Below are 13,971 nucleotides of genomic sequence, written 5' to 3' on the forward strand. Positions count from 1 at the left end.
TAATGTCACAAAAATGTGTTATTCTACATATTTTGGATTTGGCGGATCATTAGGGATCTCGTCAATACCATGGCGAACTTTAGAGTTTTTAATACTGTAAGTAAAGTAAACAATAAAGCCGATAATTAACCATACAATTAAACGTGCCCAGTTTTCCCAGCCTTCACTCGCAATCATAAACAAACAAACTATTGCACCCAGAGGGCATACAATGTAATATAAAGGCGTTTTGAAAGGGCGGTTAATGTTAGGGTCTGTTTTACGCAAAATAAAGATACCCACGCAAACCAATACGAAAGCAAACAGGGTACCGATACTTACCATATCGCCCACAATGCTATCTGGTACAAAGCCCGCAAAAATAGATACGAAACCAAAGAACAACCATTGTGATTTGTATGGGGTACGGAATTTTGGGTGCAGCTTAGAAAATACGCCCGGTACTAAACCATCAGTACTCATGGTGTAAAATACACGGGTTTGGCCCATTAACATCACCAGGATCACAGATGAGAAACCTGCCAGAATTGCCACGGTAACCAGTTTAGCCAGCCACTCGAAACCCGGCATGTGATGGCGGATTGCATAAGAAACCGAAGCCTCGCTGCCTTGTGTTAAAAACTCTTTGTATGAAGCAATACCGGTTAATACGTGCGAGAACAGGATGTATAAAGCAGTACAGATAACCAACGAAATTAAGATACCCATTGGCATATCTTTTTGTGGGTTTTTAGCTTCCTGCGCAGCTGTTGATACGGCATCGAAACCAATAAAGGCAAAGAATACGATACTTGCACCGCGTAAAACCCCAAACCAGCCGTGGTTGCCCGAATCGGCGTAGTTGTGCATTACACCGGTGTTTAATTTAATGCTTCCGGCATCAGCAGGGATCATGTAAGGTGTGTGATTTAACGGGTTAATAAACTGCCAGCCGAAACCGATGATCAGTAATACAATAGCTACTTTTACCAATACGATAATGTTATTTACCGCTGCAGATTCTGCAGTACCGCGGATCAGCAATAAGGTAAGTAAAAAGATGATCAAGATAGCCGGTAAGTTAACCAGGCCGTGAACTCCCGCATCAGATACCTGGAAAGGCGAGTGGCTCCACTCGTAAGGTATGGAGAGCCCAAAGAAGGTCTGGAGTAAATCATTGAGGTATTGCGACCAGCCAATGGCCACGGTAGCCGCGCCCAGGGCGTATTCGAGTACTAAATCCCAGCCAATTATCCAGGCAATAAATTCGCCCATAGTGGCATAAGAGTAGGTGTAAGCACTACCGGCAATAGGTATCATACTGGCAAATTCGGCATAGCATAAACCGGCCAGGGCGCACCCTACGGCAGCAATTATAAAAGATATAGTAACCGCAGGGCCTGCGTTACCACCAGCAGCAGCAGCTGTACGTACAAATAAGCCTGCACCAATAATAGCACCTATACCCAATGCAATTAATGCAGTTGGCCCAAGGGTGCGTTTTAAGGTCTTCTCCGATTCGGCTGACGCAGCCAACAACGACTGAATGGACTTCTTAATAAATAAACTCATTGTTTTTGTTCAGTTGTAAGGATTTAATCATGTTTAGCAGTCCCAAACGTACTTAATTTTCTCCAAAAACGGAAAGGGGTGCTTGTAACAATCAAGAATAAGAAAACAATTAACCTAAATAGATGTATTTGCGGCTTTTTGAAGGTGTAAATAAGGTTCAAAGTGTGCTTTTGACACAAATTTATCATTGAAAATCACCAAAATGTAAGTGTTAAGGTGTTTGGCCGGGTAATGTAGTTTTAGATAAACTTGATAAATGCTAAATGACTATAAATTCTATAGGATAATTTAGATATTCTATAGAATTATGCATGAGCTTTTTGAAAGCAGGTACAATAGCATTGATGTTCCAGTAGTCCCGCTTTGCGCTTATACTGCACGAGGCATTAAGCGCGAGGCCGGTATCCGCTGCAATCGGGTTTAGGAATGTGCGGGTAACCACCGTAAGCACGTCATTGCGAGGTACGAAGCAATCGCGAACTTTATAGAGCCGCTCTGTATATCGGGGATTGCTTCGTACCTCGCAATGACGAGTTGGTAATAAACAAAGAAGGGAGGCTTGATTCCTCCCTTCTTTGTTTATGCTTTTTTCTCCGCCTTCCCTACATGTACAATCATCGATTGTATCTTAATCTCTTTCTGAATATGCTTATTCGTATTCACCTCTTTATGTAAATGCGGTGCAATTACCAAAGACACGATCGACATCAGCTTAATCAAAATATTCATCGATGGACCGGAGGTGTCCTTGAATGGATCGCCCACGGTATCACCGGTAACTGAAGCTTTGTGTGGTTCCGATTTTTTGTAGTAGATCTCACCGTTGATCTCTACGCCTTTCTCGAATGATTTTTTGGCGTTATCCCATGCACCACCGGCATTGCTCTGGAACATACCCATCAGCACGCCCGATACGGTTACACCGGCCAGCAAACCACCCAATACTTCGGGGCCGAATGCAAAACCGATAATGATGGGAGTGATCAATGCAATAGCTCCGGGCGCAATCATTTCGCGGATTGATGCCTGGGTTGAGATTGCCACGCATTTCTCATACTCGGGTTTGGCTTTGTATTCCATAATACCCGGTATCTCGCGGAACTGACGGCGAACCTCTTCTACCATCGACATCGCTGCACGACCTACCGCCGCAATACATAATGCCGAGAAAATGAAAGGAATCATCCCACCTACAAACAGTCCGGCCAGTACATCAGCCTTGTAAATATCGATATGATCGATGCCCGCTACACCTACAAAAGCCGCAAATAAAGCCAGTGAAGTTAAAGCTGCAGATGCAATGGCAAATCCCTTACCTGTGGCAGCAGTAGTGTTACCTACAGCATCCAGGTTGTCTGTACGGTGGCGTACTTCTTCGGGTAACTGGTTCATTTCGGCAATACCACCTGCGTTGTCGGCAATTGGCCCGAAAGCATCGATGGCCAGTTGCATAGCAGTGGTTGCCATCATACCTGCGGCAGCAATAGCCACACCGTATAAACCGGCAAAGTGATATGATCCATAGATACCCGATGCTAATACCAAAATAGGTAACACGGTTGATTCCATCCCAACAGCCAAACCTGCAATAATATTGGTAGCATGTCCGGTTGATGATTGACGAATAATAGTCATCACCGGGCGTTTACCCATAGCGGTATAATATTCGGTAATGATCGACATCAGTGTACCCACAATCAATCCCACAACAATCGACAGAAACACACCTGTCTTGGTAAATACCAGTGATCCTGCTTTGATGTTACCGCTAATATCCAAATCGCGGGTGAGGTATAAATTACCTTCGGGCAGTAACCATCTCACGGCAAAGAACGTGGCAATGGCAGTTAATACAATTGCCATCCAGTTGCCAATATTTAGTGCGCTTTGTACGCTATCAGTCTCTTTGGTAATCCGGACAAATGAGGCGCTGATGATCGAAAATATCAAACCGATACCGGCAATCAGCATCGGTAATAAAACAGGTGCAATACCGCCAAAGTTATCATGCGATACAATCTCACGTCCCAAAACCATGGTTGCCAACATGGTAGCCACGTATGATCCGAATAAATCGGCACCCATACCGGCTACGTCGCCCACGTTATCACCTACGTTATCGGCAATGGTAGCGGGGTTACGCACGTCATCTTCGGGGATACCGGCTTCAACCTTGCCCACAAGGTCGGCGCCAACATCGGCAGCTTTGGTGTAGATCCCGCCACCAACACGGGCAAACAAGGCGATAGACTCAGCCCCTAAAGAGAAGCCTGCCAGAACCTCGAGGGCTTTCTGCATTTCTTCGCCGTTTACATTGCCATGTACGTTTTTAACATAAATGGTGTAAAACACAATGAATAACGAACCAATACCTAAAACAGCTAAACCGGCAACGCCAAGGCCCATCACGGTGCCGCCGGTAAAAGATACTTTAAGTGCTTTGGCCAGGCTGGTTTTGGCAGCCTGTGTGGTGCGTACGTTGGCCTTAGTGGCAATACGCATACCGAGGAAACCGGCGAAAGCCGATAAAAATGCCCCGATAATAAATGAAACGGCAATAACCGGGCTCGAGGTGGCAACAGTGGTGCCCGACCAAGCCAACAAAATAACGGCAATAACGGCGAAGTAACTCATTACCTTCCATTCTGCACGTAAAAATGCCATAGCGCCATCGGCAATGTAACCGGCAAGGGTTTGCATGCCCTCATCACCGGCATCCTGTTTGGTTACCCAGGCAGACTTGCCGATCATGACGGCAATACTGATGAGCCCGAAAACAGGGATCAGATAAATTAAGTAAGTGTTCAAAAAATCCATAAAGTCAGGTATATAATTGGTATAAAACGAATGTTCGTAAAATTTTTGGGACTTGCAAGTATTTGACACTGAATTTGTAGTGCCTGTATGGGCATGTTAAATTTTTTAAATAGCTTAGGGCTCCAATTCACAAACTATTGATGGAACATACCCCCGAAAAGAAAGAAATGAAACACGAGCTGGGCTTGCTCGATGGCACTATGCTGGTAGCAGGCTCCATGATTGGCTCAGGTATTTTTATTGTAAGTGCCGACATTATCAGGCACGTAGGCTCGGCCGGCTGGTTAATAGCTATCTGGCTGCTCACCGGTTTTATGACACTTACTGCTGCCGTAAGTTATGGCGAACTGAGCGCCATGTTCCCCAAAGCAGGCGGGCAATATGTGTACCTGAAAGAAGCTTACAATAAACTCATTGCTTTTTTATACGGCTGGAGCTTTTTTGCCGTAATACAAACTGGCACTATTGCCGCAGTAGGGGTGGCTTTTTCGAAATTTACGGCCTACCTGATCCCTGCGGTTAGTGAGGATAATATTCTGTTTCAGGCAGGTAACTTTCATATTAGTGCAGCGCAGATTGTATCTATCGTGTTGATTATCCTGCTTACCTATATCAATACAAGAGGTGTTAAAACGGGCAAGATCATCCAAACAACATTCACTCTAACCAAGCTGGCGAGTTTATTCGGCTTAATCATTTTCGGCTTTATTATGTTTAAAGGCGATGTATGGCATGCCAACTGGACTAACGCATGGGATATCCACTCGCTAAGCACAACGGGCACAGTTGCCGGTTTAGGTATTACGGCGGCGCTGGGGGCTATTGCAGCATCAATGGTGGGTTCTATTTTCAGTAGTGATGCCTGGAACAGCGTAACCTTTATTGCCGGCGAAATGAAAAACCCGCAACGCAACGTAGGTTTAAGCTTATTTTTAGGTACTCTGATTGTAACGTTGATCTACGTTTCGGCCAACGTAATGTATACCGCCGTATTACCACTACATGATATTGCCAATGCCGAGAAAGACCGTGTTGCCGTTGCAGCCTCGCATGTAATATTCGGTAATGTGGGTACAGTGGTTATTGCATTGATGATTATGGTATCCACCTTCGGCTGTAATAACGGGTTGATCCTCGCCGGTGCACGTGTATACTATACGATGGCTAAAGATGGCCTGTTTTTTAAACGGACAGGTACGCTGAACGAGAACGCAGTACCAGAATTTGGTCTGTGGATTCAGTGTTTAGTGGCCTCGTTACTTTGCCTCAGCGGCAGGTATGGCGATCTGCTGGATATGATCTCATTTGTAGTGGTAATTTTCTATGTGCTGACAATTCTCGGTATCTATATCCTCCGCATAAAACGTCCCGATGCGCCACGGCCATATAAAGCATTTGGCTATCCGATTTTGCCTGCCATTTATGTGATAATGGGTTTAACGTTTTGTGTGTTATTGATCATCTACAAACCTGAGTTTACCTGGCCTGGTTTTATTATTGTATTGATTGGTATCCCGATTTATTATATTTCGCAAAGGAATGTAAAGGAAGAGGTTTATGAAAGCCCGGTTTAGATTGGAGTGATTCTCCCACCGCGTCATTGCGAGGTACGAAGCAATCTCAGACCGATTAGCACAGACCTGAATGTTGCACAATCCGTTTTCCATTAGGGAGGGTAGAGTGAGTAATATGATCGTCAGTGGATGTTCTTTTTCTTTTCTCTCAAAAGAAAAAGAACTAAAAAGAAAAGTCGTGGCTGCTCGATTTTCTTTTGAAGGTAGTGCTAAGGCCAGTGTTGTGCTATCCGAAAATCAAGAGGCCACATTGTTTAAGTTATTAATGGTTCTTCGGTGTAGTTTGGAAATTTGTTATGAATAGAAGAGGTAGAAGAAAATATATTATTTTTAGTTTAAATAACACACCCCAATCAACGTTTACTGTTAATTGCAGTGACAATACTTTCCCCTCTCGAGAGGGGAATTGCAGGGCAGAGGTACTATCACTGCCATTAATTAAGGGGTGTGTCCTCGCAACCTTGCTTTTATTGTTAGTTGGTTTTTCACAGGCTCAAACCCTCAACCAAAAACTCCAAACAGCAGTAAGTCATCTTCAGCAGGATGCACAAAGCACTTATGCCTCTATATCGCTAACCGTACTTGATGCCAAAACAGGGGAAGTAGTTTTCTCTGCCAATCCAAATATGGGATTAGCCCCAGCGTCAACCCTTAAAACGGTTACCACCATTACAGCCATGAATTTGCTGGGGGCAGATTACCGGTTTAAAACCACGCTGGCAGGTAGTACAGGTGGATCACTAAGCGCCGATGGTACTTGGAATGGCAATATCATCATCAATGGTGGCGATGATCCAACATTAGGATCTTTCCGTTGGGAAGAAACGAAGGAGAGTTTTGTATTGCATCAGTTTGTGGAAGGATTAAAGAAGGCTGGTATTAGAAAGATCAACGGCTCTATCATAGCCACCGGCGTAAACCACCCGCCGCAGGGCTGGATCTGGCAGGATATGGGTAATTACTACGGCGCTTTCCCCAATAATTTATGCTGGCGCGAAAACTCTTATGATATTTTATTGAGAACAACCCAGGTTGATAAGCCTGTTGCTATGGCAGGCACAATCCCATCCATGCCTTATCTGCAGTTTATTAATGAACTGATTACCGGCTCGACCGGTACCGGCGACAATGCTTATGCTACTTTACCGGTTAACAGTAACAAGGTTTTTCTGCAAGGTACTTATGCGATTGACCAGGTTAAAGGGAAAATTGCCGCAGCCCTGCCTGATCCTGCTTATGAAGCTGCCCGCCGCCTAAAGGATACTTTAGAAAGTGCAGGTATCACTGTAAGCGGTAATGCAGCCTCTGAAACTATGCTGAATACAGCTAAGAGCAAAGTTGATATTGCCCTGGGTAAAATCTTCGCAACGCACTACTCGCCGCCATTAAAAAAAGTGATTTACTGGCTTAATCAAAAAAGCATTAACCTCTACGCCGAGCAAATTCTGCTGGCTATGGCCGATTCATTGAAGACTACCGACTATCCATCTGTAACCCGCAACTATTGGAAGGCACATGGCATTGATGTTAATTCGCTGAATATTGTCGATGGCAGCGGCCTGTCGCCCGGCAACCGCGTTACCACTATGACGATGGCCAAGATTCTGCAAACCGCGAAAAAGGAAACTTGGTTCCCCGATTTTTATGAGAGCCTGCCTGTGTATAACAACATGCACATGAAGAGTGGTACCATTAACAATACGTTGGCCTATGCAGGTTATCAAACTTATAATGGGCGAGAATTATGCTTTTCCATCATCGTAAATAACTACAATGGTTCTACTTCGGGCATTAAGCGAAAGATGTTTAGTGTTTTGGATGAACTGAAAACCCCCTCGCCCCCTTTAGGGGGAATAGGAGAGAGGTAAGAATCGAGAGACAAGAATCAAGACTTCTTTTCCATTATTGAACTGTTACCGTCATTGCGAGGTACGAAGCAATCCCCGACTTGAAGAACAGCTCTGTAAAGTTCGCGATTGCTTCGTACCTCGCAATGACGTGCAGGGTGTAGCTGTCTTGATTCTTGTCTCTCGATTCTTGATTCTCTTCTGCTCCCCCTTTAGGGGGCTGGGGGGCTTTTGCTACACCCTCTGCACATTAAATTATACAGCGTTTTCTTACTTATCTAAGTAATCTCCAAAATTTTAAACTTATAGTTATTTAAAATCGCGCTATGGTTAACTGTAGGGTTTGGTATGCTATTGGCTTATAGCTAAATACAAAAACAACATTTATATGAGTCAGCCTTTACGTTTAACTTACAGAAATTCGGATGTGGTATTTTACATCCTCAATAAGAAGCCATCTTTCAATAACCAGAAAATAGATATTATGCTGGAAGGTGAAACCTATCAATTACAAAAAATGGCAGGCAAATGGGGCGTTGATAATGCCGATGAACCTAAGCAGGGTTTAATAAGCGCCATTGGTAATATGATCTCTTTGCGGTACCGGATCTAAGACCGACCGCTTTCTTCGCTACGTTATTATGCTGTGAAAACCTGTTTCACAGAAAATACTTTGTAGCATTACACCTAAAAGGTGTGCACGTCTCTTGTATTTCTGCAAAAAAAGCTACATTCAGCTATTGTGAAATGTATCATAAAGCTTTAATTAATAATGCAGATATGAGGTTCGGGCAATTCAAATATTTTTTATTGGTTATTACGCTGATCAGTTGTTTTTCGTTAACAAGCTGTAGTCAGAATCAGCCACCAAAAAAAGTGGCTAAAAAAGACTCTTTGTCTAAAGAGTGGGATAAAACCATTCCCGGAAACTTCAGCGAGCAGGTGAATTCTGTTTTCGACAGCGCCCAGATCGATAACTTTATTAAGCTTTACCCAGATCTTAAAAGCTATACCGGTGATGTAACCGAGTTCTACAAAAAGCGAAAATACGCCTATGCCTGGTTTGATAAAGGTAAGCTGATTGAACAGGCATCGAACCTGGCTAACCGCGTGGGTAACTTAAAACGAAACGGGGTTTATAAAGAATTGCCTTATCAGCCTAAACTCGATTCGCTGTTAAACAGCATCGGTACAAAGAAAAACCAGACAGATATTAAACTGGAGCTGATGCTTACCTACCAGTACTTTGCCTTTTCGCAACTGGTGTGGCAGGGTATGGATGAGTCGGCCAGTAAGTCGGCCAAATGGTATTTGCCACGTAAAAAAGTGGCGTACGATCAATACCTCGACAGCCTTCTAAGCGCACCAGCCGGTCAGGCTAAAATTGATGAGCCGGTTTACCGTCAGTACGAATTGCTGAGGAGTTACCTTCGTAAATACCGTGCGCTGCAAACAAAGGAAACCTGGGCACCTATTGTTCCGGCTAAAATTTATAAGGTTGGCGATTCGTCAACAGTTATATCGGGTATAAAAAGGCGATTGTTTTTGCTGGAATATTTTAAGGGAGATACCACAAACCAGACATTTAACACTGAACTACAGGATGCAGTAAAAAGCTTCCAGTCAACACGCGGGCTTACAGTTACTGGGTTGTTAAATAAACCCACTATTGCTGAGCTTAATGTACCGTTAAGCAACCGCATTACCACCATACTGGTAAACATGGAGCGTAGCCGCTGGCTGCCGGTAAGCATGGATTCGTACTACCTTGCGGTTAACATCCCCGAGTTTAAATTGCACGTTTACAATGCCGACAGCCTGTTATGGAGCTGCAATGTAGTGGTAGGCCAAACAGTGCATCAAACAACTGTGTTTTATGGTGAAGTTAAATACGTGGTATTTAGCCCTTACTGGAACGTGCCGCCCGGTATATTAAAGAATGAGATTATTCCCGGTATGAAACGTAATAAGAATTATCTGGCGCAGCATAATATGGAGCTAACCGGCTACGAAGGCGGCCTGCCTGTTGTACGGCAAAAGCCCGGCCCGGCAAATTCATTGGGGCTGGTTAAGTTTCTGTTCCCTAATAGTTACAATATCTACCTACACGATACACCTTCTAAATCATTATTTGGTGAAACCACACGGGCATTTAGTCATGGCTGTATCCGGGTAGGGGAGCCTACCAAACTGGCTAATTTCCTGCTACAGGATTATAAGCAGTGGACCCCCGATAAAATAAACAAAGCCATGCACCAGGGCCGCGAGCAGTATGTAACGCTCACTAAAAAAGTGCCTGTTTATATTGCCTACCTAACCTCGTTTGTTGACCGGGATGGGAAGATAAATTTCCGCAAGGATATTTATAACCTGGATGATCGTTTGGCATCCATGATTGTATCTGGAAAGGGGAAATATTAAGCTTTAAATAATTTTTGCTTTTGTATTTTCTTTTGTAGTAACTTAGTATTCAGACCAATAAACTAAATTATCGCAATGGAATCTCAACCTCAAGAATTATTGAAGGGCTTTATCCGTTTAGGCGGTTCGCCCGAAGAAGTAGCCAACAAATTAGGACCACTTGCCGACCTGGAAGGTACCTGGAAAGGTAACTCGGGATGGAACCTCATCGCTGTGCCATCACGCCGGGATGGCGATCCGTCATTTACGCTATTGATGCAGCAGTATGATGAAACTATAATATTTACACCTATAACTGCCCCGGTGCCTAATCGTGGCGGTGCCGTGCAGCAATTTGTTACCGGGTTAATGTATGAGCTTACCATAACCGATATGAAATACCCTAACGGGATATTACACGTTGAAAACGGCATGTGGTTAAACCTTACAGATATTGAAGCCCAGCCCGATGGCCCTGTTGTGGAGTCGACATTGGTTAAGCCGTTTGGTATAGCCCGTATGTCGAGCATCCCGCATGGCGATGTGGTAATTGCCTTGGGTAATGCAAGTGTTTCAAGCGGTATGCCCCAGTTTCCGGTTATTTCTGCCATTCCGCAACCTCCGGGGTTACCTCCGGTGTTTGGCTATACCGATCCTTATACCCTAAACCAGTTTTCAGGACAGTTTGATACAGCTGACGTAAACAGCACACTAAAGGCTACAGCTGCCGCGCAAACTGTTGGTAAAGTAACTACCATTACTGTTGATACCCATAACAAGGGCGGTAGTATATCAAATATCCCGTTTGTTGATGCGCATGTAAACCCAAGCCGTTTCCAATCTACCTTTTGGATAGAAGAGGTAAGTGTTGATGGTGTTAGCTGTATGCAACTGCAATATTCGCAACAAGCAGACTTGAACTTCATTAAAAAACATAACCTGCCGGGCGATATTTTATGGCCGCACGTAAATGTGAACACGCTGAGGAAGATCTAAACAGAAATAAACAGGGTTGCCGTTTTTAAGCGACAACCCTGTTTATGAAGATTCCATAATTAATATCTATAATGAAAGCCAGAGGGCTGTGCCTCCCAAATTATCGTTTTGTGTTACATCAGGGTCTATCTCAAATCCATTAACGGCTTTTTGGGTTTTCTGCAGTATCTGGTATCCACGTGTTGCCACCTGTGGCCCATTGTATGCCCGCCAGTAATGCTGGAAAGAAAGCTTGCTGTACAATTGCTCTTCTGTAAGTATTGCGCCATAGCCCACATAAACACCGGGCACATAACCGGCATTGTGTACTGCAGTATACCAGGCCTGGCAATAAGCTATTACATCGGCGGCTGGGGTACTTGCAGCAGGTTCTTCCAGGTCGAGCCAAATGTTTACACCAGCAGGGAGGCCTACGGTTTGTTGGGCATAAGTGGCTGCAAAAGTGCCGTACTCGGTTCCTAATGCCGCGGTTGGTGCCCATCCAGGTAGTGCAACGTGTTGTACGGCCATTAATGCAAGGTCGGCCTGCACAATACCTAGAGCTTCCTGGTTGGTAAGGTTACCGGCAACAAGGGCAGCTGTACGTGGTAAATAACGAACGCAAAAAGCATAACCTGCATTTTTGAAACTTGCGGCCTGGGCATGAGATAAAGGCCCGTTAACATCAAAACCGGTGAGTCCTGCTGGAGCCGGCTTTACAGTGCCGGGAAGTGGAGTGATTGCCATAATGTTAAAATTTAGGTTTATTACCGAACTATTTTTAATTCAGGTTGATAAAATAAAACTAAGAATTAAATAATTAATATCAAAATTAATATTCTGAACTACAGATAGTTGCATGGCTTTAGGTCTGCCTTGCTGTAATTAATAGCATCTAACCTTAACTAAATTTTTTTAGAAAAAATGAACAGCTATTTTCTTTATACAAGATGTTCAAACTTGTATATTTATAAAATCGATAAATAATTGCCCGATTATTAAAATCTATCTACTTGCCCAATGCTGAATGAAAGAACAATTATCAATTTTTAATTTTTCCCTTAAAAAGGTACTTGATTTAGAGCCCGACTCTTTTAAAAAAGCCAGGTACCAGATTGTGTTTACCATTCTTACTTTTTCGTTGCTTAAGGCGTTTATTGTACTGCCTTATGTTATTAAATATGAGCAGCACCTGCAACTGGCACGTTTAATTTTCATCATTGTTTCGCTTCTTGTTCTTACTAAAATAATCTTATACAAACCGGCAAGTTTGTTGGCTATCTCACACATTATGCTCGTAATGTCGTTGGCAACAATTTGGTCAAACCTGTTTGCTTACGTGCAGGCTATCAATATCTTCACTATCCAGTTAATTTTTCTGACAACGTTGGTGAGCTATTACCTTATTGGTGGTGTGCAGGCGGCATGTTATTCGGCGATGGCTATACTGCCTGCTGTATATTACCTCATCGCACGGCATGCCGGATTTGTTCATATCAACATGCCTTCAGAAGAAGTAGATTCAGAAGTGTCTGATGCTGTGGTGATCCTCAATTTTGCGTCGTTCTTGCTTATCCATTATTTGTATTACCGGGCATTCCGTAAAAACCTGATGGAAAAAGAAGCGCTGAACCTGCAGCTTCAAAACAACGTGGTAGAGCTAAACGCCCTTGCCGAATCAAGATCGTTATTCTTATCAACCATGTCGCACGAGTTGCGAACGCCTTTAAACGGGGTTATCGGTATGGCTTATCTGCTGAAAGACTCGGCCCTGGAAGAACAAAAGGATAAGTTGAATATACTTGAGTTTTCGGCCAATAACCTATTGTCGGTAATTAATGATGTACTGGATTATAATAAAAGTGAACTCGGGAAGATTGAACTGGAAGCTGTTCCGGTAAGTTTGCCCGAATTGTTAAAGAAGATCCATTCGGGCCTTGAATTAAAGGCTTCTGAAAAACACCTGGATTTGGTGCTGGAGACAGACGAAAGCCTGGAAAACATTTGGGTAATTACAGACCCTACCCGGTTAACTCAAATTATTTATAACCTGGCCGGCAACGCTATAAAGTTTACCGATGAGGGGATGGTGAAAATTAAGGTTACACTACGTGAGTTGCTTGGTGATAGGGCTACTTTCCATTTCTGCATTAGTGATACGGGTATTGGAATTGCAGAAGAGCGCCAGCAAGCTATTTTCGATCCGTTTACGCAGGCATCATCAGATACCACCCGCAAATATGGAGGTACAGGCCTTGGGCTGGCCATTGTAAAAAGATTGCTCAGCCTGTTTGACAGTGCCATTGAGTTAGAAAGCCATAGCGGTAAAGGATCGGTATTTAAATTCCATTTAACGCTCCCGCTGTGCCAGACACAAATGAAAGCCGTGGCCGAACAAAAGGCGGATACTACCTATTTAAAAGGCCTGAAATTATTGATAGTTGAAGATAACCGGATCAATGTATTGCTCCTGCAAAAACTGTTAAGTAAATGGGAAGTTGAAACCGTTATAGCATGGAATGGCCAGGAAGCTATAGATCAGTTACAACTTCAATATTTTGATTGTATTTTAATGGATATCCACATGCCGGTTATGGACGGGTATACTGCCACCTCATCTATAAGGAACCTGGCAGATCAGATGAAAGCAAATGTGCCTATTATTGCGATAACAGCCTCTGTATCTGATCAGCTATACGCAAAAATAAAGATGGTTGGCATGCAGGATTACGTACACAAGCCTTTTCAACCCAAACAATTATTTGATAAACTGAAGCTGATCCATGAGGTGATGTAAACCTTATGAG

9 protein-coding genes are annotated in these 13,971 nt (G+C 43.6%); 6 read left to right on the plus strand and 3 right to left on the minus strand.

The genetic code is table 11. The annotated features are described in order from the left end of the window. Window positions 1–18 precede the first annotated feature (18 nt). Complete coding sequence (locus PQO05_RS06660; RefSeq protein WP_273631921.1) at window positions 19–1,551, minus strand: amino acid permease; 1,533 nt, start codon at window positions 1,549–1,551, stop codon at window positions 19–21. 579 nt (window positions 1,552–2,130) lie between these two features. Then, window positions 2,131–4,368, minus strand: a complete 2,238-nt coding sequence (locus tag PQO05_RS06665; protein WP_273631922.1) for a sodium-translocating pyrophosphatase — start codon at window positions 4,366–4,368, stop codon at window positions 2,131–2,133. Between the two features lie 140 nt (window positions 4,369–4,508). Between PQO05_RS06665 and PQO05_RS06670 the strand changes: the two genes are divergently transcribed. From PQO05_RS06670 to PQO05_RS06690, 5 genes are all read left to right on the plus strand, one after another. Continuing rightward, window positions 4,509–5,942: an APC family permease gene (locus PQO05_RS06670; protein ID WP_273631923.1), complete on the plus strand. Its 1,434-nt coding sequence runs from the start codon at window positions 4,509–4,511 to the stop codon at window positions 5,940–5,942. Between the two features lie 461 nt (window positions 5,943–6,403). Further along, window positions 6,404–7,810 (plus strand): D-alanyl-D-alanine carboxypeptidase/D-alanyl-D-alanine endopeptidase, encoded by a 1,407-nt coding sequence (gene dacB, locus PQO05_RS06675; protein ID WP_273631924.1) that lies wholly within the window; start codon window positions 6,404–6,406, stop codon window positions 7,808–7,810. A 367-nt stretch (window positions 7,811–8,177) separates the two neighbouring features. Then, window positions 8,178–8,402, plus strand: coding sequence for a hypothetical protein (locus PQO05_RS06680; protein ID WP_174314352.1), 225 nt, complete (start codon window positions 8,178–8,180; stop codon window positions 8,400–8,402). Window positions 8,403–8,536: 134 nt separating this feature from the next. Beyond that, the gene (locus PQO05_RS06685; RefSeq protein WP_273631925.1) at window positions 8,537–10,210 is read left to right on the plus strand and encodes a L,D-transpeptidase family protein; all 1,674 of its coding nucleotides are present in this window, start codon (window positions 8,537–8,539) and stop codon (window positions 10,208–10,210) included. A gap of 75 nt (window positions 10,211–10,285) precedes the next feature. Then, the gene (locus PQO05_RS06690; protein ID WP_273631926.1) at window positions 10,286–11,185 is read left to right on the plus strand and encodes a heme-binding protein; all 900 of its coding nucleotides are present in this window, start codon (window positions 10,286–10,288) and stop codon (window positions 11,183–11,185) included. A gap of 66 nt (window positions 11,186–11,251) precedes the next feature. Here PQO05_RS06690 and PQO05_RS06695 read toward each other — a convergent pair whose 3' ends face one another. After that, window positions 11,252–11,911, minus strand: coding sequence for a DUF1906 domain-containing protein (locus tag PQO05_RS06695; RefSeq protein WP_273631927.1), 660 nt, complete (start codon window positions 11,909–11,911; stop codon window positions 11,252–11,254). Between the two features lie 280 nt (window positions 11,912–12,191). Between PQO05_RS06695 and PQO05_RS06700 the strand changes: the two genes are divergently transcribed. Then, entirely contained in the window at window positions 12,192–13,961 is a 1,770-nt protein-coding gene (locus PQO05_RS06700) for an ATP-binding protein (RefSeq protein ID WP_273631928.1), read from the plus strand. Window positions 13,962–13,971 lie beyond the last annotated feature (10 nt).

The organism is Mucilaginibacter jinjuensis (assembly GCF_028596025.1).
Classification (GTDB): Bacteria; Bacteroidota; Bacteroidia; order Sphingobacteriales; family Sphingobacteriaceae; genus Mucilaginibacter; species Mucilaginibacter jinjuensis.